Origin of the sequence: Nocardioides sp. JS614 (genome assembly GCF_000015265.1) — a bacterium.
GTDB lineage: Bacteria > Actinomycetota > Actinomycetes > Propionibacteriales > Nocardioidaceae > Nocardioides.
Window position 1 is genome coordinate 480,242 of sequence record NC_008699.1, and the last position, 22,583, is coordinate 502,824.

A 22,583-nucleotide genomic window follows, 5' to 3' on the forward strand; every position below is an offset into this window, starting at 1 on the left:
ATATGGCCTCTTCCCCCGCTCCGGCCTCCCGTCGCCGCCAGCGCAGCACCCGCCTGACCGTCGCCGTCGTCCTCCTCGTCCTCGCCGCCCTGGTCGTTGCCGCAGCCGCGGCCACCGGGTCGACCGTCCTGATCACGCTCGCCGCCGTCCTCGGCGTGGCCCTGGGCGCGGCCGCGACCCGGATCACGCACTCCGAGCTGGCCCTCACCCGCCGTGAGGCCGCCCGCGACCGGGCCGAGCAGGCGCGCGCCTACCGCACGCTGACAGCGGAGCGCACCGCCGAGAACGCCGCGTTCGCCGAGAGCATGCGCACCCGGATGGCGCGCCAGCAGGACGCCCTGCGTGAGCTCGAGGAGGCCCTGACCGCCGCCCAGGGCCGGGCCGCCGAGGCGACCCGCAAGCTGAACGCCGAGGCCCGGCGAGCCGACGCCGCCGAGCGCGACAGCCGCCAGCTCGAGGAGGGCCTCGCCGGGGCCGAGCAGCGCGCCGCGGAGGCGATCGTCCGGGTCGCGGAGCTCGAGCAGGAGCTGGACGTCGTCCGAGCCGAGCTCGACGTCGTCACCCAGGCGTGGCACGCCGCCGAGGCCGGCCAGCGCAAGCACGCGTAGCCCTCGCCGAGTCGGTTCGCGGACCGTCCGACCCCGACGACGCCCGCGGGCGTCCGGCCCGGATGAGTCGTTGCCCACGTTTCCGCGCTGCGCGGCTGCGGCAGACTCCCTGGTTGTGATCCCGCACGAGAACCGGTTCGAGAGCGATCCCGATGCGGTGCTGGGCGACCTGCCCGGCCTGCCGAGCGGTTGGACGATCGGCACGCCCGATCCCTCCGACCGCTTCGACGTCGCGCGGCTCACCCACCTCCTGCGCGCCCACGAACGGCACGCCCGCGGCTGGGCCGGCTCCGGCGTGGACGACGTCATGGTCGAGGTCTCCGAGCACGGCCTGAGGATGCGGGAGAACGTCGTCATCCGCGACGAGGACGGCGACATCCACGCCTGGGGCAGCGTCCACGACCGGTCGGTCGGTCGGATGCTGTTCGTCCACATCGTGCAGCGCGACCTGCCCGACGACCCCGACGGCAGCATCGCCGACAGCTGCTCGGACCTGCTGGTCGAGTGGGCGGAGGCGCAGGCCCGATGCGTCGGCAGCGCCCGCGGCCTGGCCGTCCAGCAGATCGACACCGGCGCCTTCGCGGGTGACGAGCGCCAGGCGCGCTGGCTGGCCGGCAGCGGGTTCGAGAAGGTCCGCACCTGGTGGCAGATGAGCCGACCGGTCACGCCGGACGAGGAAGGGCTGGTCGCCACCCCGGATCACTGGACGGACCGCGGCGTGGTGTTCCGGCTGGTACGCCGCACCGGTGACGGGATGCCCGACGAGGGTGACCTGCACGAGGTGCACGAGGTCCTCGAGGGTGCCTTCGTCGACCACTTCAACTCCAGCGAGGAGACCTTCGAGGAGTTCGTCCACCGGCTGCGCGAGGATCCGGGCCACCGGTGGGACCACTGGTGGCTCGCCGAGCTGGTCGAGGACGGCGAGGACGGCGAGGACGGCGAGGACGGCGAGGACGGCGAGGACGGCGAGGACGGCGTACGGCGACCGGTGGGGGCGCTGATCGGCACGGCCTCGGAGGACGCGACCGGACCGGACGGCTCCTACGTGTCCTACCTCGGCGTGCTGGAGGCCGCGCGCGGTCGCGGTGTGGCCACGGGCCTGCTGCGCACGATCATCGCCGACGCGGCCGCCCGTGGCCGCAACCGCGTCGGGCTCGAGGTCGACGCCGACTCGCCGACCGGCGCCACCGGGCTCTACACCTCCATGGGCTGGGTCACGAAGTACGTCACCGAGTCCTGGCATCGCGACATTCCGGTGGCGTAGCCCGCCGGCGGTTTCCCCGGTGAACCGGGGAAACCAGAACTGTTGACCCGAAGTTTCGGCCCAGAAGTTCCAACTTCCCCGGTGAACCGGGGAAACCGACCGCGGCCTCAGCCGGCGGAGGCGACCTCGGCCATCTCGGCGAGGGCCGCGCGCAGCGCCCGGTGGATGCCGTTGGGGGTGAGCACGCCGACGAAGCGCGCGCCTTCGCGGACCCCGACCATCCCGGCGTCGCCGCGCAGCAGCACTGCCAGCGCGTGCCCGAGCGTGCTGTCGACGTCGATCGCGGCCCCGAGGTCACCGGCGGTGACGCCGTCCATCGGTTCGAGGTGGGCCGGGTCGAGCGGGGTGACGTCCAGCCGTCGCAGCCCCGAGGTCGATCCGACGAACTCCGCCACGAAGTCGTCGGCCGGCCGCCCGAGCAGCCGGGCCGGGGTGTCGTACTGCGCGAGCCGGCCGCCCGTGGCGAAGACCGCGACCCGGTCCCCGAGCCGGACCGCCTCGTCGATGTCGTGGGTCACGAACACCACGGTCACGCCGAGCTCGCGCTGCAGCCGCAGGAACTCGTCCTGCAGCCGCAGCCGCACCAGCGGGTCGACCGCGCCGAACGGCTCGTCCATCAGGAGCACCGGCGGCTTGGCCGCCAGCGCCCGCGCGACCCCGACCCGCTGCTGCTGGCCGCCGGAGAGCTGGGTGGGGTAGCGCTCGGCGTACGTCGCTGGGTCCAGCCCCACCAGCTCGAGGAGCTCGCGGGCTCGCTCCCGAGCGGTCGCGCGGGACTCGCCGTACAGCAGCGGGACCGTCATCACGTTGGCGATGATCTTCTGGTGGGGGAACAGCCCCACCTCCTGGATGACGTAGCCGATCCCCCGGCGCAGCCGGACCGGGTCCTGGCCGGTGACGTCCCGGCCGTCGATCTCGATGGTGCCGGTCGTCGGCTCGATCAACCGGTTGATCATCTTCAGCGTCGTCGACTTGCCGCACCCCGATGGGCCGACCAGGCAGACCAGCTCGCCGCGCTCGACCTCGAGATCAAGGGCGTGGACGGCGACCGTGCCGTCGTCGTAGGTCTTGCCGACGCCCGACAGCCGGATCATGGGCTCCGTGCTCGTGGGCCCGGCCGCCGCAGACCCGGTAGCGTCCATGCGGTGACCCTACTCGGGGCCGTGCCGGCGGCCGACGACCCGAGCTGCTACAGCCGACTGACCAACGAATGGTTCTGCGGGCAGTACCTGGGCGACTACCGCCACGAGCTGGTCGACGCAACGACCCAGCACCTCGTGATCACGGTGGTGAGCGTGATCGCCGGTGTGGTGATCGCGTTCCCGCTCGCCCTGCTGGCCCGGCGGCTGCCGGCACTCGAGACCAGCGTCCTGGGGGTGACCACGGCGGTCTACACGATCCCGTCGCTGGCGCTGTTCCCGCTGCTGGTGCCATTCACCGGGCTCAGCGCCACGACGGTGGTCATCGGCCTCGCGCTGTACGCGCTGACGATCCTGGTCCGCAGCATGCTCGAGGGTCTCCGGTCGGTGCCCGAGGAGGTGCGGGAGTCGGCGGTCGGGTTGGGGTACGGCGCCACCCGGCTGCTGGTGCTCGTCGAGCTGCCGCTCGCGCTGCCGGTGATCATGGCCGGCCTGCGGGTGGCGACGGTGTCCACCGTGGCGCTCACGACGGTCGGCTCCCTGGTCGCCTACGGCGGCCTCGGCAACCTGATCAAGGACGGCGTCACCACCAACTTCCGTGCCGAGCTGATGACAGCGTCGTTGCTGTGCGTGCTGCTGGCGGTGGTGCTGGACGCGCTGATCGTCGGCGCCCAGTGGCTCCTCACCCCGTGGTCCCGGGGGGCGCGCGGATGACCTCGATGACGGTCCTCGCCGACGCGTGGGACTACCTGACGACGGCGGGGAGCTGGACCGGCGACGGCGGCATGGTCGAGCTGCTGCTCCAGCAGCTGCTGCTGAGCTTCACCTCCTTGGCGCTGGCGGCCGCGGTCGGCCTGCCGGTCGCGCTCTGGCTGGGTCATCTCGGGCGCGGCGGCTTCCTCGCGATCAACGTGACGAACATCGGACGCGCCGTACCCACCTTCGCGCTGCTCGCCCTGCTCGTCACCGCTGATTGGCCCGGCACCGGCACCCTCGGACCGTACGGGCGGGCGGGACTCGCGACGATCATCGCGCTCACCCTGTTCGCCCTGCCCCCGATCATCACCAGCTCGTACGTCGGTGTCCGCGAGGTCTCGCCCGCGGTCAAGCAGGCCGCCGACGGCATGGGGATGACCGGGCGCCAGAGGTTCTTCCGGGTCGAGCTCCCCCTGGCGGCCCCGCTGGTGCTGCTCGGCCTGCGCCTGGCCCTCGTGCAGGTCTGGGCCACGGCCACCATCGCGGCGCTGGTCGCCGGCCCGGGGCTCGGTCGCGTCATCACCGACGGGTTCTATCGCACCAACTACGGCAAGGGGGTGGCGGGAGCCGTGGTGGTCGCGGTCGTCGCGCTCCTGCTCGAGCTGCTGGCCGCCCTCGGGCAGCGGGTGCTCGACCCGACGGCCCGAGCCTCGTCACCGAAACGTCACCAGGGAATGTCGGTGGACGCACCTAGAGTTACCGAAGCAGCCGACGCCGTCGGTCGTTAGCAGCATCCGGACACGCGCGGCACCCTGCCGCGGGACACAGAAGGACATGCACATGCAGGTACGACGCTCGTTGGCCGCGGCGCTCGCCGTCGGCTCCCTCTTCCTCGCCACGGCCTGTGCCGACGACGACCTCGACTCCAAGCAGGCCGACGACGCCACACCGTCGGCGACCACCGACCAGGGCCCGGTCCGGATCGCGGGTCAGAGCTTCACCGAGGCGGCCATCGTCGCCGCGATGTACGACGAGCTCCTCACCGCCGCCGGCTACGACACCGACGTGAAGCTGGTCGACACCCGCGACGCCTACATGGCCACGTTCCCGGACAGTGTCGACGTCGTGCCCGAGTACGTCGGCGGCATCGTCAACTTCCTCAACGCCCGGGAGAACGGCGCGAAGGCCGAGCCCTTCACGGCCGGCGACGGGGCCGAGCTCGTCGACCAGGGCAAGTCGCTGCTCGATGCGGCGGGCATCGCGCTCCTCGACCAGTCCGCGGCGACCGACACCAACGCGTTCTTCGTGACCAAGGACTTCTCCGAGTCCGAGGGCGTGACCAAGCTCTCCGACCTCGAGGGCAGGTCGGTCAAGCTGGCCGCGGCTCCCGACTGCGAGGGCCGGCTCGACTGCGAGGGCGGCCTGGTCGACCAGTACGGCATCGACGTCACCGAGGTGCTCCCGCTGGGCTACGCCAGCAACGACACCTACCAGTCGGTGATCAGCGGCGAGTCCGAGCTCGGCGAGACCAGCACGACCGACGGCACCCTGGAGTCGCAGGGCCTGGTGGTGCTCGAGGACGACAAGCAGATCCAGCCCGCCCAGAACCTCGTCCCCGCGGTGTCGAGCGCCTTCTTGGAGCAGCACCCGGACATCGCGGACGTCCTCAACGGGTTGATGGCCGCCCTCACCACGGAGAAGCTCACCGAGCTGAACGGCGCCGTGGCCGTCGACCGCGACAAGCCCGAGGACGTCGCCCACCAGTTCCTGGTGGACGAGGGGCTCATCTAGCCCGCACCTCGAAGTCCCGCAGCGCGAGGGCCGCGGGATCGACGCCGGTCGGGTCGAGGCCCGGTACGTCGATCCGCGGCCCGTGCGGCGCGTCCACTTGCGGCACCGGGCCGCCGAGGGCTGCGACGTACCGCATCACGAGCTCGGCCTCCTCGCGTCGGCCCTGCTCCACCAGCCAGCCGGTCAGCCGGTGCACCGGGGGCAGTCCGGAGTGCACGAGCGAGCGGTCGCCCCAGAACTCGCGCACGCCGGCCACGAGCAGGTCCCACCACTGGTCGGAGCACCCCGGTATCTCGGCGAAGTAGCGGTGCAGATCACCGGCGAGCACCCGGTCGTGGAAGACCGCGTCGACCTGCTCCGACCCGAGCGACGCGACGCTCGCGAGCGCCATCCGCTTGGTCTCCCACCGATCCCGCAGGTCGGCGAGAGAGGCCCGCTGCTGGGTGATCGAGGTGCCGTCGTGGCGGATCCGCCAGTGGTAGACGACCTCCGGCACCACCCCGAACCGCTCCGCCGCGACGAACGCCCGGGTCGTGGTCGGCTGGTCCTCGTAGCGGATGCCCTCGGGCCAGGCCAGCTCGGCCCGGTCCCAGAAGGAGCGGCGGAACAGCTTGTTCCACGCGAACACGTCACCGAGCAGCTCGGGGTGCTCCTCGAGCGTGAACGCGCCGCGGTCCCGGTGCAGCCGGCGCATCCACGGGAGCTCGGTGAGGACGCCGGCCTCCCAGCGGGCGACCGAGCCGGTCACGAACTCGGAGCCGGTGCGCTCCAGGTGCCGCACGAGGACCGCGTAGGCGTCGCGAGGCACGACGTCGTCGGAGTCGGCGAAGGCGAGCAGGTCACCGGTCGCGTGCCGGATCCCCTCGTTGCGGGCGGCCCCCAGGCCGCGGTTCGCGGTGTGCACCACACGGATCCGGGGGTCGCGGCCGGCGTACTCGTCGGCGATCACGCCGGAGGCGTCGGGTGAGCCGTCGTCGACGACCACGACCTCGAGGTTCCGGTGGCTCTGCGCGAGCACGCTGTCGAGCGCCTCGGGCAGGTACGCCGCGACGTCGTACACCGGCACGACCACGCTGACCAGCGGTCGCCGGCGCCCGAACTTCATGGCCTCACCGTACTGAGCGTTAGGCTCCCGTTCCGTGAGTGACCAGCCCGTGCCCGCCGACCCCAGCGACGTCGACCCCGCCGACTACCCGCGCAAGGTCCTGTTCGTGGCCGGTGCCGGCCGCAGCGGCACCAGCACCATGGCCGGGCTGATGCAGATCATGGGTCTGCACGTCCCGCAGCCCGAGGTGGTCGCCGACGAGACGAACCCGAAGGGCTTCGGTGAGCCGGCGTGGGTGGTCGAGCACCACGATCGCCTGCTGAAGGAGGCCGGCGTCCAGGTCAGCGACGCGCGCCCCGAGGCGTGGTTCGAGACCGGCCGGGTCTCCACCCGCGAGCCGGAGCGGATCCGGACCGCGGAGTGGCTCGACGGGCACTTCGCCGTGAACCCCGAGCTGGTCGTCAAGGACCCGCGGCTGAGCTGGTTCCTCTCGCTGTGGCGGGTGGCCGCCGTGCGCACCGGTGCGACGCCGGTCTTCGCGACGATGCTGCGGCCGCCGGCGGAGGTGGTCGGCAGCAAGCAGAACTACTACCAGAACCGGCTCGGCTCGGCGCACCTCGCGGCCTCCTGGCTGAACATGCTGCTGCACACCGAGCGCGCGACGCGTGAGTCGGTCGTCGACGGCGGCCGCGTCTTCGTCCGGTACGCCGACCTCCTCGACGACTGGACCCGGGTGGTGATGCACGCTGGCGAGCGGCTCGGCCTCGAGCACGTCATGCACGCCAAGAGCGAGGCCATCCGCAACGGCCACCGCTTCGTCGACCCCAGTCTCCGCCGGATGAACCAGACGCTGGAGGACCTGGCCCTGCCGCCCCGGCTGCACGAGCTCACCGCCGAGACCTGGGAGGAGCTCAACAAGCTCGCCGAGCCTGACGGGGACACCCCGGCGGTGCACGAGGCGCTCGACCAGCTCCGCGAGGGCTACGTCGAGCTCTACGAGGAGGCTGCGGCCATCTCGCGGTCCTCGGTCGTCGCCGCCGAGCAGCGGGTCCGCAAGCAGCTCAAGGGCGGTGGCGGATCCAGGCCCGCACCGGCCGCGCCCGCCGACCCCGCCGATCGGATCCCGCACGGCGTGCGCGCCGCGATACCGGCGCCGGTGCGACGAGGGCTGCGCAAGGCCATGGGCCGGAGCCGGTGACCGCCCACCTCGGCGCCACCGGGCTGGCCAACCTGGAGGGCCACACCGACTTCGACATCACCTGGCCGTGGTTGCGACCCGGCGGGCTGCGCCCGGGCTCGACCGCGGTGCTCCGCGTGAAGAACGAGGCGCCGTCGCTGCCGTTCGTGCTGCCGCCGCTGCTGCGCGCGTGCGAATTCGTGCTGCTCGTCGACAACGGCTCGGACGACGGCACGCCGGACGTCGCCCGCGAGACCGCCGAGCGCGCGGGCCGGGCGGACCGGCTGACGGTGACGTCGTACCCCTTCGCGGTGGCGCGCGCCGGCGCCGAGCACCTGGCCCAGCACGAGCTGTCGGTGCACTCGCTGGCGTACTTCTACAACTGGTGCTTCTCCCAGGTCACCACCCGCTACTCCTGGAAGTGGGACGGCGACATGGTGCTCACCACCGAGGGCGAGGTCTCGATCGCCGACCTCGGCTGGCAGGTCGGTGACGTGCAGTCGATCATCCGGGTGCCGCGGCACGGGCTCTACCTGGAGAGCGAGGCCAAGGGCTACCTCGACCTCGGCTGGCGCAACGCCGAGGAGTGGGGGTTCCCGATCGGGCCGGACTTCGTCTACACGAAGGCCTTCGAGTGGGAGATCCGCACCACGCCCGTCGGCGTGCGCTCGATCGGGCTGCCGCACGGCCTGTGCGTCGAGCTGAAGTACCTCGACGGCGAGGAGTTCGCGCACTGGACCGACCCGGAGTCGTTCGCGACCAGCTGGCGCAACCGTCGCAAGCGCCGCGAGTGGGAGGTCTTCCACGCCCTCAAGGAGGGCCGGGTGCCGCCCGGCGTGCACGAGATCACCGCGCCCGCCGGCGTCCACATCGTCGACCACGTCACCCACGACTGGCTCCCGCACGCCCCGCGCCCGCTCCAGGTCGGCTGACCCCGCGGGTCGCCCGCGTCGAGCCGGTTCGCCGACCACCCGTGTCGGGTAGGTCACGTGGCCGGGCCGTTCCGCGGGCCAGGGGCGAGGCGTAAATTCGTCGCGTCCGGGGAACACCCTCTCCCGACGGCACCACAGACTTCATCCACAGACGAGCACACCGTCCGGTACCCACACCGGCCCGTCCCGCCGCCGATCGCGGCAGACGGGTGGTCGGAGGGACTGGAACGAAAGGTTCGACTCATGACTCACCTCTCCGCGAACCTGCGCGTGGGCGTGGTCGGCGCCGGCCGGGTCGGCGCCGTCGTCGCCGCCGCGCTCGGGGCCGCCGGCCACCACGTGGTCGCCGCCGCCGGCGAGTCCGACGCCTCCCGCGCGCGGATCGCCGACCTGCTGCCCGGCACCCGTACCGCGAAGCCGACCGACGTGGCGCGCTCCTGCGACCTGCTGCTGCTGACGGTCCCCGACGACATGCTCGGCAACGTCGTCACCGTGCTGAGCGACAGCGGCGCCATCAGGCCCGGCCAGTACGTCGTGCACACCTCCGGCCGCCACGGCCTCGCGGTGCTCGAGCCCGCGGCCCGCGCCGGCGCGCACCCGGTCGCGATGCACCCCGCGATGACCTTCACCGGTACCGCGCTCGACCTCGACCGGCTGCCCGGCTGCGTCTACGGTCTGACCGCCGAGCCGTCGGAGCGGGTGTTCACCGAGGGCCTGGTCGCCGACCTGCGGGGCCGGCCGACCTGGGTGCCCGAGGAGATGCGCACCCTCTACCACGGTGGTCTCGCCCACGGCGCCAACCACCTGGTGACGCTGGTGAGCCAGGCGATGGAGCTGCTGGCGGCCGCCGGTTGCGACCACCCCGCCGGGACACTGCGCCCCCTGCTGACCGCAGCCCTGGACAACGCGCTCGAGCAGGGCGACAGCGCGCTGACCGGCCCGATCGTGCGCGGCGACGTCAACACCGTGCGCGCCCACCTCGCCGACATCGCGACCAACGCCCCGCACACCCTGCCGTCGTACGTCGCCCTCGCCCGCGACACCCTCGACCGCGTGGTGACCGACGGCCGGGTGCTGCCGATCCGTGCGGCCGCGATCAAGCGGGCGCTGGAGCAGGCCGAGCAGGCCGCGCCCAGGACGACCGCGCCCCGTCGATGAGCTCCGCTCCCGTCCTCGCGCACACCCGTGAGGAGCTCGCCACGCTGCTCGCTGCCGCCCGCGCCCGGGGCGAGCAGGTGGGCCTCGTGCCCACGATGGGCGCCCTCCACGAGGGGCACGCCAGCCTGGTCCGCGCCGCTCGGGAGCGGGTGACCGACGACGGACGGATGGGGCCGGTCGTCGTCTCGGTGTTCGTCAACCCCCTGCAGTTCGGCGCGAACGAGGACCTCGACCGCTATCCACGCACCCTGGAGGCGGACCTGGAGGTCTGCGCGCGCGAGGGCGCCGACATCGTCTTCGCGCCGAGCGTCGACGAGGTCTACCCCGGGGGACCCCCTCAGGTCACCGTGCGCCCCGGGCCGCTCGGCAAGATCCTCGAGGGCAAGGTCCGGCCCGGCCACTTCCGTGGGGTGCTCACGGTCGTCGCCAAGCTGTTCGGCCTGGTGCGGCCCGACGTCGCGGTCTTCGGCCAGAAGGACTACCAGCAGCTGGCGCTGATCCGCCGGATGGTGCTCGACCTCGCCCTCGGGGTCGAGATCGTCGCCGCGGAGACGGTCCGCGAGGACGACGGCCTCGCGCTCTCCAGCCGCAACCGCTACCTCGAGCCGGAGCAGCGTGAACAGGCCGTCGCGTTGAGCCGGGCGCTGCTCGCCGCCCAGGAGAACGCGGGCTACGGCGCCGAGGTCGCGCTCGACGAGGCGCGCGCCGAGCTGCGGGCGGCGCCGGGCGTCGACCTGGACTACCTCGTGATCACCGACCCCGACCTCGACGAGCTGCCCGCCGTCGTACCGCCCGGAACGCCCGCGCGGATCCTCGTCGCCGCCCGCGTCGGCGGCACCCGCCTGATCGACAACCTGCCCCTGATGCTCGGCACCAGAGGACCCGCTGGCGAAGCCAGTCCGCCGAACCGCGAGCGAAGCGAGCCTGGTTCGGCGGAACAGAACAAGAGCCCGGGCGAAGCCCGGACCACGCCCTCCGGCACGAGCGAAGCGAGTGAGTGATGTTGCGCACCATGATGAAGAGCAAGATCCACCGGGCCACGGTGACCCAGGCCGACCTGCACTACGTCGGCTCGGTGACGGTCGACGAGGACCTCCTCGACGCCGCCGACCTGCTGCCGGGCGAGCTGGTGCACATCGTCGACATCGACAACGGTGCGCGCCTGGAGACCTACACGATCGCCGGCGAGCGTGGCTCGGGCGTGATCGGCATCAACGGTGCCGCTGCCCGGCTCGTGCACCCCGGGGACCTGGTGATCCTGATCGCCTACGGCCAGATGGAGGACGTCGAGGCCAAGGGCTTCGAGCCGCACGTGGTCTTCGTCGACGCCGACAACCGGGTCGTGAGCACCGGCAGCGACCCGGCCGACGCCCCGGCCGGATCCGGACTGCTGCGCGGCGACCGCCCGGCCGGACGCTAGCCTGCCCCTGTGCAGCACCAGGGAGTGCCCGATCATGCAGTGCCCGACGAGGGAGTCCCGGACGTGCCCGCGGAGATCGACGCACCCGTACGCCGGGTCCCGGGCCGCCTGGTCGCACCCGAGCCCGGGTGGACCACCACCACCGACGTGGTCGTCGTCGGCTCGGGCATCGCGGGACTGACCGCCGCGCTCCGGCTGCGCGAGGAGGTCGGCACCGTTCTAGTGGTCACCAAGGACGTGCTGGCGGCCGGCTCCACCCAATGGGCGCAGGGCGGCATCGCCGCCGCCCTCGGCCCCGGTGACACTCCCGCCGAGCACGAGCTCGACACCCTCGTCGCGGGCGCCGGCGCCTGCGACCGCGACGCCGTGCACGCGCTGGTCACCGAGGGACCCGAGGCGGTGCGCGAGCTGATCGCGCTCGGCACGAACTTCGACCACGACCCGAATGGCGAGCTGTCCCTGACCCGCGAGGGTGGCCATCACCGCGACCGGATCGCGCACGCCGGCGGCGACGCCACCGGAGCCGAGATCCAGCGCGCCCTGATCGCCGCGATCGAGCAGGCCCCCGAGATCGAGGTCATCCAGCACGCGCTGGCCGTCGACCTGCTCCTCGCCGAGGACGGCGGGGTCGCCGGCCTCACCCTGCACGTGATGGGCGAGGGCCAGCGCGACGGCGTCGGCGCCGTGCACTGCCGGGCCGTGGTGCTCGCCAGCGGCGGGCTCGGCCAGGTGTTCTCCCAGACCACCAACCCCGCGGTGTCGACCGGCGACGGCATGGCCGTCGCGCTGCGCGCCGGTGCGGTGCTCCGCGACCTGGAGTTCGTGCAGTTCCACCCCACGGTCATGTACCTCGGCCCGGACTCGCTGGGCCAGCAGCCGCTGATCTCGGAGGCCGTGCGCGGCGAGGGCGCGTTCCTGGTCGACTTCGAAGGCAACCGGTTCATGCAGGGCGTCCACGAGCTCGCCGACCTGGCCCCACGCGACGTCGTGGCCAAGGCGATCACCCGACGGATGAACGAGACCGGTCGACCGCACATGTGGCTGGACGCCCGCCACCTCGGCGCCGACCTGTGGGAGCGGCGGTTCCCGACCATCCTCGCGACGACGCGTAGCCACGGGGTCGACCCGGTCACCGAGCTGATCCCCGTCGCCCCGGCCTGCCACTACGCGTCGGGCGGCGTGCGCACCGACCTGTGGGGCCGCTCGTCGGTGCCCGGGCTCTACGCCACGGGCGAGGTCGCGTGCTCCGGAGTGCACGGCGCCAACCGGCTCGCGTCCAACTCGCTGCTCGAGGGCCTGGTGTTCTCGCGCCGGATCGCCCAGGTCCTGCCTGGCGAGCTCCGGCCGCTCGTGTGCCCGGCCGAGGACACCCGGACCGCCGGGCTGGTCCCGGGGGGTGCCCGGCGCGAGCTCCAGGACGTGATGACCGGCCGGGTCGGTGTGCTGCGCAGCGCCGAAGGACTGGCCGACGCCACCGGTCTCCTGGACAAGCTGGCGGGGGAGCGCGCCGACGTGATCGACCAGGCTTCGTGGGAGACCACCAACCTGCTCACGATCGCCGTGGCGCTCGCCGACGCCGCGGCGCTGCGCGAGGAGACCCGCGGCTCGCACTGGCGCGAGGACTTCCCCGACCGCGACGACGCCGGGTACGCCGGGCACTTCGACGTGGTGATGGCGGACGGCGCCAGCACCCTGCAGCTGGTCCCCGCACCTCCGACCGACCGGGACGACCGGTGACCCCGGCGACGCCGTACGACGAGGAGCTCCGCGCCGCCGGCCTCGACCCGGAGGCGATCCGGGCCCAGGTCGCGCGGGCGCTCGCGGAGGACCTGCCCGGCGGGCTCGCGCGGGGCGACGTCACCTCGGTCGCGACGATCGCCGCCGATGCGCGCGGCACGGGGGTCTTCGCCGCTCGCGAGGCAGGCGTCGTTGCAGGCCTCGGGGTCGCCGCACTGGTCTTCCACGAGGTCCTGGGCGACGCGGTCGAGGTGACCGACCGGGTGCCCGACGGCACCCGTGTCGCGCCGGGTGACGTCGTGATGCGGGTCGCCGGCCCCACCCGCGGGCTGCTCACCGCTGAGCGCACGGCGCTCAACTACGCCAGCCACCTCTCGGGCGTCGCGACCGCCACCGCGCACTGGGTCGACGCGCTGGCCGGCACCCGCGCCCGGGTGCTCGACACCCGCAAGACGCTCCCGACCTTCCGGGCGCTGCAGAAGTACGCGGTGCGCTGCGGCGGCGGGGTCAACCACCGGTTCAGCCTCGGCGACCGCGCGATGGTCAAGGACAACCACGTGGTCGCCGCCGGCGGTGTGGTGCCGGCGTACGACGCGGTCCGCAGGGCCTATCCGGACCTGCGTGTGGAGGTCGAGGTCACCGGCCTCGACGAGCTGCGCGAGCTGCTCGACGCGGGCTGCACCGAGATCCTGCTCGACAACATGGACACCGCCACCATGGCCGAGGCCGTGCGCCTCACCGCGGGCCGGGCGACCCTCGAGGCGTCCGGCGGCCTGACCATCGAGCGCGCGCGCGAGGTGGCCGAGACCGGCGTCGACTTCATCTCCGTCGGCGCGCTCACCCATTCGGTCCAGGTCTTCGACCTCGGCCTGGACCTCTCCTCGGGCAGCGAGGGCTGAGCGGTGCCGCTGCTCTGTGCCGACATCGGCAACAGCCACACGGTCCTCGGCCTGGTCTCCGGGGGCAGCGTGCTCGCCGACTGGCGGGTGGCCACCGACGAGCGCAACACGGCGGACGACTGGTCGGTGCTGCTGCGCGGGCTGCTCGGCGCGGCCCTCGAGGAGATCGACGGGATCGCGGTCTGCGCCACCGTGCCGGCGGTGCTGCACGAGTGGCGCGAGATGCTCACCCGGCACTTCCCGGCGGTGCGGCACGTCGTCGTCGAGCCGGGAGTGCGCACCGGTGTCCCCGTGCTGATGGACAACCCCCGCGAGGTCGGTACCGACCGGATCATCAACGCACTGGCCGCCGTCCACGAGTACGGCGGGCCCGCGATCGTGGTCGACTTCGGCGGCACGGCGACGACGTTCGACGTCGTGAGCGCGCAGGGCCAGTACGTCGGCGGCTCGATCTCCCCGGGAATCGAGCTCTCGCTGGAGTCGCTCGGCCGCCGGGGTGCACAGCTGCGGAAGGTCGAATTGCTGCGGCCGCGCTCGGTGATCGCGAAGAACACCGTCGAGGCGCTCCAGTCCGGGATGGTCTTCGGCGTCGCCGCGCAGGTCGAGGGAATCGTCGACCGGATGATCGGCGAGCTCGGCGTCGGTGCCACCGACGTGCAGGTCATCGCGACCGGTTACTTGGCGCCGGTGGTGCTCGACGAGTGCCGCTGCTTCACCCACCACGCGCCCTGGTTGACGCTGCGTGGCCTCGAATTGGTCTTCGAGCGCAACGCCTGATATCGCCCACGGCCGTTCCCTGCTTCACGGGCACCGAGCCGTTTTCTCCGGCGCGACCAATTCCCGGCCGGTGACAAATGTCGCAGGAATTCCCCGGGTGTTTCACTGCCGCGGCTGTGGCAGAATGAATTCCACGGGGGAATCTATTTCCACTGGTTTATCGAGAGGGCAGCAAATGGCGCAGAAGGTCAACATCGTTCTCGTCGACGATATCGACGGCAGCGAGGCCACCGAGACGGTGACGTTCGGCCTGGACGGCACCACCTACGAGATCGACCTCAACGACAAGAACGCCGCGGCGCTGCGCGACGTCTTCTCCGGCTACGTCGGGCACGCCCGCAAGGTCGGCGCCGCACCGCGTCGGGCCCGGCGAGCCGCGGCCGCGAGCAGCGGCCCCAGCGCCAAGGAGATCCGCGACTGGGCGCGCTCCAACGGGCACGACGTACCCGACCGCGGGCGGGTCTCCGCCGAGGTGCGCGAGGCCTACGACCGGGCACACTGATCACGCCCCGGCGAGCGAGCCTGCGAGCTCGCGGCCCAGGGCGGGAGGTCGAGTAGCGCCGCCGGTGAGGAACGAGGCCGCGACGCGCGTATCGAGAGCCGGTGAGATGGACAGGGCGGTGACCACTGCGGTCACCGCCCTGCCGCTTGGGTGAGGCGACATCTCCCTGCTGTTCGCTCTCAGCGGACTGTCTGGGCCTCGCGGTGGGAACGCGTAGGCTGTCTGCGGGGTTAGTTGTCTCGTACCTCCCCTCCACCACGACGGGGGGAGGCAGGCCCCCACAAGCTTGTAGGAGCGATGCGCAATGTTCGAGCGGTTCACTGACCGAGCCCGCCGGGTGGTCGTGCTGGCCCAGGAAGAGGCCCGCATGCTCTCCCACAACTACATCGGCACCGAGCACATCCTGCTCGGCCTCATCCACGAGGGCGAGGGTGTGGCCGCGAAGGCTCTCGAGAGCCTGGACATCTCGCTCGAGGCGGTCCGGGCCCAGGTGGAGGAGATCATCGGCCAGGGCCAGCAGGCCCCGAGCGGGCACATCCCGTTCACCCCGCGCGCCAAGAAGGTGCTCGAGCTGTCCCTGCGTGAGGCGCTCCAGCTCGGCCACTCCTACATCGGCACCGAGCACATCCTGCTCGGCCTGATCCGTGAGGGTGAGGGCGTCGCCGCCCAGGTGCTGCAGAAGCTCGGCGCCGACCTGAACCGGGTCCGCCAGCAGGTCATCCAGCTGCTCTCGGGCTTCCAGGGCAAGGAGTCGGCGGGATCCGCCGCGGCCACCGGCGCCTCCGGCGGCGACGCGCCGTCCTCCTCGCTGGTGCTCGACCAGTTCGGCCGCAACCTCACCCAGGACGCGCGCGAGGGCAAGCTGGACCCGGTCATCGGCCGGGAGCAGGAGATCGAGCGGGTCATGCAGATCCTGTCCCGGCGTACCAAGAACAACCCGGTCCTGATCGGCGAGCCCGGCGTCGGCAAGACGACCATCGTCGAGGGCCTGGCCCAGGACATCGTCAAGGGCAACGTGCCGGAGACGCTGAAGGACAAGCAGATCTACACCCTCGACCTGGGTGCGCTGGTCGCCGGGTCGCGCTACCGCGGCGACTTCGAGGAGCGCCTGAAGAAGGTGCTCAAGGAGATCCGCACCCGCGGCGACATCGTGCTGTTCATCGACGAGATCCACACCCTCGTCGGCGCCGGTGCGGCCGAGGGCGCGATCGACGCGGCGAGCATCCTCAAGCCGATGCTGGCCCGCGGCGAGCTGCAGACCATCGGCGCGACCACCCTGGACGAGTACCGCAAGTACCTCGAGAAGGACGCCGCGCTCGAGCGCCGCTTCCAGCCGATCCAGGTGGCCGAGCCGTCGATCGCGCACACCATCGAGATGCTCAAGGGGCTGCGCGACCGCTACGAGGCCCACCACCGCGTGACGATCACCGACGAGGCGCTCGTCTCGGCCGCGACGCTCGCGGACCGCTACATCTCCGACCGGTTCCTGCCCGACAAGGCGATCGACCTGATCGACGAGGCCGGCTCGCGGCTGCGGATCCGCCGGATGACGGCGCCCGCCGACCTGCGCGAGTACGACGACAAGATCGGCGAGGTGCGCCAGCGCAAGGAGGCCGCGATCGACGGCCAGGACTTCGAGGCCGCCGCGCGGCTGCGCGACGAGGAGAAGCAGCTGATCCTCAAGAAGTCCGAGCGCGAGAAGCAGTGGCGTGCGGGTGACATGGACGAGGTCGCGGAGGTCGACGAGGAGCTGATCGCCGAGGTGCTCGCGGTGGCGACCGGCATCCCGATCGTGAAGCTGTCCGAGGAGGAGTCGACCCGGCTGCTCAAGATGGAGGACGAGCTGCACAAGCGGGTGATCGGCCAGGAGGAGGCCGTCAAGGCGCTCAGCCGCGCCATCCGGCGTACCCGCGCCGGCCTGAAGGACCCGAAGCGCCCCGGCGGGTCGTTCATCTTCGCCGGCCCCTCCGGTGTCGGCAAGACCTGGCTGTCCAAGACGCTCGCGGAGTTCCTCTTCGGCGACGAGGACGCCTTGATCCAGCTCGACATGTCGGAGTTCGGCGAGAAGCACACCGTCTCCCGGCTGTTCGGCTCGCCTCCCGGCTACGTCGGCTACGAGGAGGGCGGCCAGCTCACCGAGAAGGTGCGCCGCAAGCCGTTCTCGGTCGTGCTCTTCGACGAGGTCGAGAAGGCGCACCCGGACATCTTCAACAGCCTGCTGCAGATCCTCGAGGAAGGTCGCCTGACCGACTCGCAGGGCCGGGTGGTCGACTTCAAGAACACCGTCATCATCATGACCACCAACCTCGGCACGCGCGACATCGCCAAGGGCATCAACCTCGGCTTCCAGCAGAGCGGCGACGCGGCCGGCTCCTACGAGCGGATGAAGAGCAAGGTGTCGGAGGAGCTCAAGCAGCACTTCCGGCCGGAGTTCCTCAACCGGGTCGACGAGGTCATCGTGTTCCCGCCGCTGTCGCAGGAGCAGATCGTCCACATGGTCGACAACATGATCGCGTCGGTCGAGCTGCGGATGAAGGACCGCGACATGCGGATCGAGCTGACCCAGAACGCGAAGAACCTGCTCGCCGAGCGGGGCTTCGACCCGGTGCTGGGTGCTCGCCCGCTGCGCCGGACGATCCAGCGCGAGATCGAGGACGTGCTCGCCGAGAAGATGCTGTACGGCGAGGTCGGCCCCGGCCAGATCGTGCTCGTCGACGTGGAGGGCGAGGGCCCGACCGCGACGTTCACGTTCTCCGGCCAGAAGGTCGGCGACCTGCCCGACCTGCCGCCGTTCGAGACCGCGGAGGTGACCTCCAGCGAGGCGACCCCCCCGACCGAGGGCCCGGACGACTCCGACAGCGGCACCGACGTACCCAAGTCCACCGACTGACCCCTGCACCAACGCCGAGTCGGCGCATCCTGCCCGGGCAGGATGCGCCGACTTCGGCGTCTCAGGGCAGCGCGTAGGCGTCCGGGCCGACGTGGACGACCAGCCCGTCGGCCGCCAGCGAGGCGAGGCAGCGGACCCGCTGGGCCTCCTCCGACCAGACGGCGTCGAGCCGGCTGCGGTGCACGGGCCCGTCGTCCTCGCGGAGCACGGCGAGCAGCCGGCCGCGGCACTGGCGGTCGGTGCCGGCCCAGGTCTGCACCAGGCGCTTGGGCCCGTCGTACGCCGGGTAGCCGGCCGTGCGCCACGCGCACAGCCGGGCGACCGGGCAGTCGGCGCACCGCGGGTTGGCCGCCGTGCACACGAGCGCCCCGAGCTCCATCACCGCGACCGACCAGGTCGCCGCGGTCGGCTCGTCCGCGGGCAGCACCGCCAGGGCCAGCTCGCGCTCGGCGCGGGTCACCGACGGCGCCGGGAACTCCACGCCCTGCAGCGTCCGCGTGAGCACCCGCCGCACGTTGGTGTCGAGCACGACGTGCCGCCGCCCGTACGCGAACACCGCGATCGCCGCGGCGGTGTAGTCGCCGACCCCGGGCAGCGCGATCAGGTCGTCGTACGACGACGGCACGGCGCCGTCGTGCCGCTCGAGGATCGCCGTGGCCGCGGCGTGCAGGCGCAGCGCTCGGCGTGGGTAGCCCAGGCGACCCCAGGCGCGCACCGCCTCGCCGGCGGACTCGGCCGCGAGGTCGGCCGGCTGCGGCCACCGGGCCAGCCACTGCTCGTGGACAGGCAGCACCCGGGCGACGGGGGTCTGCTGCAGCATGAACTCCGAGACCAGCACCGACCACGGACCGGCCTCCGCGCGTCGCCAGGGCAGGTCGCGGGCGTGCTCGTCGTACCACTGCAGCACGGGTGCATGGAGCTCGTTCATGTCCGGGCCATTGTCGCCGGTGTGGCACCACCACCGGCGCCGCCCCCGTGACTAGCGTTGCGTCATGCCCGCCCTCACCCGTGGCCCGCTGCCCGCGCGCGTCTACTGGGTACGTCGGCTGCTCGTGCTCGGCACCGCAACCCTGCTCGTCGTGGCGATCGCCCGGCTCCTCGGCGGCGGCAGCGACGCCGCCTCGGAACCTGACGCCGGGGCGCAGCTGGTCGCGGACGGCTCCCCGACCGCAGCGGCGACGCTCGACGGCGAGCCGACGACCACGACGTCGGCCCGAAAGCCCGGCAAGCGCGCCTCGAAGAGCCAGGAGCCGGTGCTCGCCCAGCCCGACGGACCGTGCGCGGACGAGGACGTGGCGATCACCCCGAAGGTCGAGAACGCCGTCGCCGGGCGGCCGGTCCAGATCGTGCTGCAGCTGCGCACCCTCGAGTCCGACGCCTGCACGTGGCGGGTCTCGGCGGGCACCGTGACGGTCAACATCACCTCTGGCCCCGACGACATCTGGACCAGCCGCCAGTGCCGGCGGGCGATCCCGGCCCGGGACGTGGTCGTGCGCAAGGCCGTCACGAGCAACGTCTCGATCACCTGGAGCTCGCGCCGCTCGGACGACGGCTGCACCCGGCTCACCGACTGGGCCTACCCCGGCTGGTACCACGTCACCGCCGCCGCGCTGGCCGGCGAGCCCTCGGACGCACAGTTCGAGCTGCGGACGCCGACGGCCGCGACGATCACGAAGACCGTGACGCCTACCCAGAAGCCCAGCCAGAAGCCCAGCCAGAGCGCCAGCGGCCGGCCGGTCACCCCGGGGCAGGGGCAGAGCGCCTCGCCGTCCGGGGCCGTCGAGCCGAACTGAGCTCCCGCCCCGAGGTTGCCTTTCGGCTCACCGGGTCTCGACACGCCGGTCGCGACCTCGTTCCTCGGTCGCGCGGCTCGCTCGACCACCATCAGAGATACGCGTAGCAGTCGTCCTGCGCTTCGCTCGGACGACGACTACACGTATCTCTCGAGGATCGTCGACTCGGCGAGGCGGGAGAGGCCCTCGCGCACGCTGCGGGCCCGCAGCTCACCGACGCCCTCGACGGCCTGGAGGTCGTCGACCCCAGCGGAGAGCAGCTTCTGGAGGGTGCCGAAGTGGTCGACCAGGCGGTCGACCACGGTCGCGGGCAGTCGCGGCACCTTGGCCAGCAGCCGGAAGCCGCGAGGGGCGACGGCGCCGTCGAGGTGCTCGCCGTTGCCGAGGCCGAGCGCCCGGGCAGCGGCCGCGGGATCGACCAGCTCGGTGGAGGAGAGCGACTCGAGTCGGTTCAGCAGCGCCTCGGGGCTCTTCGACCGCCGGCCGGCCGGCAGGTAGTCGCGGATCACCAGCTCGCGCTCGGTGTCGACGCCCGTGATCAGCTCCTCGAGCTGGAGCGACAGCAGGCGCCCGTCGGTGCCGAGCTCGAGGACGTAGTCCTCGATCTCGCTCGCGATCCGGGTGACCATCTCCAGCCGCTGCGCGACCACGGCGACGTCGCGGACCGTGACCAGGTCCTCGATCTCGAGCGCGGACAGCGTGCTGGACACCTCGTCGAGGCGCAGCTTGTAGCGCTCCAAGGTGGCCAGCGCCTGGTTGGCGCGCGACAGGATCTGACCGGAGTCCTCGAGCACGTGGCGGGTCTCTCCGACGTACGCCGCGATGATCTGCATCGACTGGGACACCGAGATCACCGGGAACCCGGTCTGGCGGGCGACCCGGTCGGCGGTCCGGTGCCGGGTGCCGGTCTCCTCCGACGGGATGGTGTGGTCCGGCATCAGGTGCACCGCCGCGCGCTGGATCCGGGTGACGTCGCGATCGACGATGATGGCGCCGTCCATCTTCGCCAGCTCGCGCAGCCCGGTGGCCGTGAACGGGACGTCGAGGGTGAAGCCGCCGGTGGAGATCGACTCGACGACCTTGTCGTGGCCGAGCACGATCAGCGCGCCGGTGCGGCCGCGCAGGATCCGCTCCAAGCCGTCGCGCAGCGGCGTGCCCGGGGCGATCGTCGCGAGGGTCGCGCGCAGGCGCAGGATGTCGTCCGAGCGATCGGTGGCCACCTGCCGGTCCCTCCTGTGCGTGCGGCACCGGTCGGCCGCTGGGTCGAGTCTAGGGCAGGCTCTTACCAGCCTTCGACCGCTACCGGCCCTCGATCGAACGCGGCTTCTCGTGCTCGGTGTCGAGCAGCCGGAGAAGTCGCAGTGCTCCGCCGACGTCGGTCACGTCGAGGACCTGCATGCCGTCGACCGTCCACGACTCCGGGGAGCGGACCGCCGGCCGGCCCGGCTCGGTCGGGACCACCGCCAACTGGAACCCCAGGCGGGCGGCCTCGGCCAGCCGCAGCGGCAGGTCGCGGACCCGGCGCAGCTCGCCGGAGAGCCCGATCTCACCGATGGCGACCACGCCGCGGGGGGCCGCCAAGCCGCGGCTCGCGGAGGTGAGGGCGACCGCCGCGGCGAGGTCGCTGGCGGGCTCGGTGATCCGGGCGCCCCCGACGGTCGAGGCGAACACGTCCCGGGTGTGGAGGTGGACCCCGCAGTGCTGTTGGAGGACCGCCATCACCATCGCGACCCGGCTGGAGTCCAGGCCCGACGTGGTCCGGCGCGGCCGCTCGGCGGAGGTGTGCGTCACGAGTGCCTGCACCTCGGCCAGGAGCGGGCGCCGGCCCTCCATGGTCACCGCGACGCAGGTCCCCGGCACCCGGGAGTGGTGGCTCTCGACGAACACCCCGGTCGGGTCGGTGACCGCGGTGATGCCCTCGGGGCCCAGGTCGAAGCAGCCGACCTCGTCGACCGGCCCGAACCGGTTCTTCATCGCACGGACCATCCGGAACCGCGACTCGCGGTCGCCCTCGAAGTGCAGGACGACGTCGACGACGTGCTCGAGCACCCGAGGACCCGCGATCGAGCCGTCCTTGGTCACGTGCCCCACGATCACGGTGGTGATGTTGCGGGTCTTGGCGACCCGGACCAGCGCGGCGGCCACCTCCTTCACCTGGGTGACGCCGCCCGGGACGCCGTCGACCCCCGCGGCGCCGATGGTCTGGATCGAGTCGACCACCAGCAGCGTCGGCCGCACCTCCTCGATGTGCGTCAGCACCGCGCCCAGGTCGGTCTCGGCGGCGAGGTAGAGCTCGTCGTGGACCCCGCCCGTCCGGTCGGCTCGCAGTCGCACCTGGGAGGCCGACTCCTCGCCGGTGACGTAGAGGGTGCGGCGCTGGTAGCGCGCGGTCTGGGCGGCCACCTCCAGCAGCAGCGTGCTCTTGCCGACGCCGGGCTCGCCCGCGAGCAGGATCGCCGCCCCGGGCACCAGGCCGCCGCCGAGGACCCGGTCGAGCTCGGGCACGCCACTGGTCCGGAACCGGGAGTCCTCCACGGACACCTGCGCGATCGGGACCGCCGGGCGCGACACCGGCGTCGCCGGCGTACGGCCGACGGGCACCGCCGCCGCCTCCGCGACCGAGCCCCAGGCCTGGCACTCCCCGCACCGGCCCACCCACTTCGCGGTCTCCCAGCCGCACTCGGAGCAGCGGAACGCGGGGTGGGGGGACTTCGCCATGGGACGAACCTAGGCGGCGGCACCGACATCGCCTCCG

Annotated in this window: 21 protein-coding genes; 16 read left to right on the forward strand and 5 right to left on the reverse strand. The window is 72.5% G+C overall.

Translation table 11 applies throughout. The annotated features are described in order from the left end of the window. Positions 1-2 precede the first annotated feature (2 nt). On the forward strand, positions 3-608 hold the full coding sequence (locus tag NOCA_RS03695) for a hypothetical protein (protein WP_011753943.1): 606 nt from the start codon (positions 3-5) through the stop codon (positions 606-608). A gap of 115 nt (positions 609-723) precedes the next feature. Beyond that, entirely contained in the window at positions 724-1,872 is a 1,149-nt protein-coding gene (locus NOCA_RS03700) for a GNAT family N-acetyltransferase (RefSeq protein WP_011753944.1), read from the forward strand. A gap of 107 nt (positions 1,873-1,979) precedes the next feature. Here the strand turns inward: NOCA_RS03700 and NOCA_RS03705 are convergent, their stop codons facing one another. Continuing rightward, positions 1,980-3,014 (reverse strand): ABC transporter ATP-binding protein, encoded by a 1,035-nt coding sequence (locus NOCA_RS03705; protein ID WP_011753945.1) that lies wholly within the window; start codon positions 3,012-3,014, stop codon positions 1,980-1,982. A 3-nt stretch (positions 3,015-3,017) separates the two neighbouring features. Here NOCA_RS03705 and NOCA_RS03710 point away from each other — a divergent pair, with 3 nt between their 5' ends. From NOCA_RS03710 to NOCA_RS03720, 3 genes are read left to right on the forward strand one after another with little or no spacing between them, the layout of a single operon-like run. Next, positions 3,018-3,725 carry an ABC transporter permease gene (locus tag NOCA_RS03710; RefSeq protein WP_011753946.1) on the forward strand — a complete coding sequence of 236 codons (708 nt, stop codon included), beginning with the start codon at positions 3,018-3,020 and terminating at the stop codon, positions 3,723-3,725. Continuing rightward, entirely contained in the window at positions 3,722-4,495 is a 774-nt protein-coding gene (locus NOCA_RS03715; RefSeq protein WP_011753947.1) for an ABC transporter permease, read from the forward strand. Before NOCA_RS03710 ends, NOCA_RS03715 begins: the two co-directional genes overlap by 4 nt. Positions 4,496-4,547: 52 nt before the next feature. Then, on the forward strand, positions 4,548-5,498 hold the full coding sequence (locus NOCA_RS03720; RefSeq protein WP_049774199.1) for an ABC transporter substrate-binding protein: 951 nt from the start codon (positions 4,548-4,550) through the stop codon (positions 5,496-5,498). Here NOCA_RS03720 and NOCA_RS03725 read toward each other — a convergent pair. Further along, positions 5,491-6,603, reverse strand: a complete 1,113-nt coding sequence (locus tag NOCA_RS03725; protein WP_011753949.1) for a glycosyltransferase family 2 protein — start codon at positions 6,601-6,603, stop codon at positions 5,491-5,493. The genes NOCA_RS03720 and NOCA_RS03725 overlap by 8 nt on opposite strands. Before the next feature lie 34 nt (positions 6,604-6,637). Between NOCA_RS03725 and NOCA_RS03730 the strand changes: the two genes are divergently transcribed. The 10 genes from NOCA_RS03730 (at position 6,638) to NOCA_RS03775 (ending at position 18,035) form a co-directional block, all read left to right on the forward strand. Next, positions 6,638-7,741 (forward strand): sulfotransferase family protein, encoded by a 1,104-nt coding sequence (locus tag NOCA_RS03730; RefSeq protein WP_238383410.1) that lies wholly within the window; start codon positions 6,638-6,640, stop codon positions 7,739-7,741. Continuing rightward, on the forward strand, positions 7,738-8,652 hold the full coding sequence (locus NOCA_RS27370; RefSeq protein WP_011753951.1) for a glycosyltransferase: 915 nt from the start codon (positions 7,738-7,740) through the stop codon (positions 8,650-8,652). The genes NOCA_RS03730 and NOCA_RS27370 overlap by 4 nt, the downstream gene beginning before the upstream one ends. A 243-nt stretch (positions 8,653-8,895) precedes the next feature. Next, positions 8,896-9,810 carry a Rossmann-like and DUF2520 domain-containing protein gene (locus NOCA_RS03740; protein ID WP_041546116.1) on the forward strand — a complete coding sequence of 305 codons (915 nt, stop codon included), beginning with the start codon at positions 8,896-8,898 and terminating at the stop codon, positions 9,808-9,810. Then, entirely contained in the window at positions 9,807-10,811 is a 1,005-nt protein-coding gene (gene panC, locus NOCA_RS03745) for a pantoate--beta-alanine ligase (RefSeq protein WP_011753953.1), read from the forward strand. The genes NOCA_RS03740 and panC overlap by 4 nt, the downstream gene beginning before the upstream one ends. Further along, the gene (gene panD / locus NOCA_RS03750; protein ID WP_041546119.1) at positions 10,811-11,230 is read left to right on the forward strand and encodes an aspartate 1-decarboxylase; all 420 of its coding nucleotides are present in this window, start codon (positions 10,811-10,813) and stop codon (positions 11,228-11,230) included. The genes panC and panD overlap by 1 nt, the downstream gene beginning before the upstream one ends. A gap of 9 nt (positions 11,231-11,239) precedes the next feature. Next, positions 11,240-12,967, forward strand: coding sequence for an L-aspartate oxidase (locus NOCA_RS03755; RefSeq protein ID WP_011753955.1), 1,728 nt, complete (start codon positions 11,240-11,242; stop codon positions 12,965-12,967). Continuing rightward, positions 12,964-13,866 carry a carboxylating nicotinate-nucleotide diphosphorylase gene (nadC, locus tag NOCA_RS03760; protein WP_011753956.1) on the forward strand — a complete coding sequence of 301 codons (903 nt, stop codon included), beginning with the start codon at positions 12,964-12,966 and terminating at the stop codon, positions 13,864-13,866. Before NOCA_RS03755 ends, nadC begins: the two co-directional genes overlap by 4 nt. Positions 13,867-13,869: 3 nt before the next feature. After that, entirely contained in the window at positions 13,870-14,643 is a 774-nt protein-coding gene (locus tag NOCA_RS03765) for a type III pantothenate kinase (protein WP_011753957.1), read from the forward strand. 175 nt (positions 14,644-14,818) lie between these two features. Further along, entirely contained in the window at positions 14,819-15,145 is a 327-nt protein-coding gene (locus NOCA_RS03770; protein WP_011753958.1) for a histone-like nucleoid-structuring protein Lsr2, read from the forward strand. Positions 15,146-15,449: 304 nt separating this feature from the next. Beyond that, on the forward strand, positions 15,450-18,035 hold the full coding sequence (locus NOCA_RS03775) for an ATP-dependent Clp protease ATP-binding subunit (RefSeq protein ID WP_011753959.1): 2,586 nt from the start codon (positions 15,450-15,452) through the stop codon (positions 18,033-18,035). 61 nt (positions 18,036-18,096) lie between these two features. Here the strand turns inward: NOCA_RS03775 and NOCA_RS03780 are convergent, their stop codons facing one another. After that, the gene (locus NOCA_RS03780; protein ID WP_011753960.1) at positions 18,097-18,963 is read right to left on the reverse strand and encodes an A/G-specific adenine glycosylase; all 867 of its coding nucleotides are present in this window, start codon (positions 18,961-18,963) and stop codon (positions 18,097-18,099) included. A 64-nt stretch (positions 18,964-19,027) separates the two neighbouring features. On the opposite strand from NOCA_RS03780, the gene NOCA_RS03785 reads away from it, so the two are divergent. Then, the gene (locus tag NOCA_RS03785; protein ID WP_011753961.1) at positions 19,028-19,828 is read left to right on the forward strand and encodes a hypothetical protein; all 801 of its coding nucleotides are present in this window, start codon (positions 19,028-19,030) and stop codon (positions 19,826-19,828) included. Positions 19,829-19,965: 137 nt separating this feature from the next. Here NOCA_RS03785 and disA read toward each other — a convergent pair whose 3' ends face one another. Beyond that, a complete protein-coding gene (gene disA / locus NOCA_RS03790) occupies positions 19,966-21,048 on the reverse strand; it encodes a DNA integrity scanning diadenylate cyclase DisA (RefSeq protein WP_011753962.1) in 1,083 nt (360 codons plus the stop codon). A 79-nt stretch (positions 21,049-21,127) separates the two neighbouring features. Continuing rightward, the gene (gene radA / locus NOCA_RS03795; RefSeq protein ID WP_011753963.1) at positions 21,128-22,546 is read right to left on the reverse strand and encodes a DNA repair protein RadA; all 1,419 of its coding nucleotides are present in this window, start codon (positions 22,544-22,546) and stop codon (positions 21,128-21,130) included. Between the last annotated feature and the right edge of the window lie 37 nt (positions 22,547-22,583).

What these genes read in the sequence shown, in the direction of transcription:
- NOCA_RS03695 (WP_011753943.1), top strand. Translation starts at nt 3, where the DNA reads ATGGCCTCTTCCCCCGCTCCGGCCTCCCGTCGCCGCCAGCGCAGCACC.
- NOCA_RS03705 (WP_011753945.1), bottom strand. Translation starts at nt 3,014, where the DNA reads ATGGACGCTACCGGGTCTGCGGCGGCCGGGCCCACGAGCACGGAGCCC.
- NOCA_RS03715 (WP_011753947.1), top strand. Translation starts at nt 3,722, where the DNA reads ATGACCTCGATGACGGTCCTCGCCGACGCGTGGGACTACCTGACGACG.
- NOCA_RS03720 (WP_049774199.1), top strand. Translation starts at nt 4,548, where the DNA reads ATGCAGGTACGACGCTCGTTGGCCGCGGCGCTCGCCGTCGGCTCCCTC.
- NOCA_RS03725 (WP_011753949.1), bottom strand. Translation starts at nt 6,603, where the DNA reads ATGAAGTTCGGGCGCCGGCGACCGCTGGTCAGCGTGGTCGTGCCGGTG.
- NOCA_RS03740 (WP_041546116.1), top strand. Translation starts at nt 8,896, where the DNA reads ATGACTCACCTCTCCGCGAACCTGCGCGTGGGCGTGGTCGGCGCCGGC.
- panC (WP_011753953.1), top strand. Translation starts at nt 9,807, where the DNA reads ATGAGCTCCGCTCCCGTCCTCGCGCACACCCGTGAGGAGCTCGCCACG.
- panD (WP_041546119.1), top strand. Translation starts at nt 10,811, where the DNA reads ATGTTGCGCACCATGATGAAGAGCAAGATCCACCGGGCCACGGTGACC.
- NOCA_RS03770 (WP_011753958.1), top strand. Translation starts at nt 14,819, where the DNA reads ATGGCGCAGAAGGTCAACATCGTTCTCGTCGACGATATCGACGGCAGC.
- NOCA_RS03775 (WP_011753959.1), top strand. Translation starts at nt 15,450, where the DNA reads ATGTTCGAGCGGTTCACTGACCGAGCCCGCCGGGTGGTCGTGCTGGCC.
- NOCA_RS03780 (WP_011753960.1), bottom strand. Translation starts at nt 18,963, where the DNA reads ATGAACGAGCTCCATGCACCCGTGCTGCAGTGGTACGACGAGCACGCC.
- NOCA_RS03785 (WP_011753961.1), top strand. Translation starts at nt 19,028, where the DNA reads ATGCCCGCCCTCACCCGTGGCCCGCTGCCCGCGCGCGTCTACTGGGTA.
- radA (WP_011753963.1), bottom strand. Translation starts at nt 22,546, where the DNA reads ATGGCGAAGTCCCCCCACCCCGCGTTCCGCTGCTCCGAGTGCGGCTGG.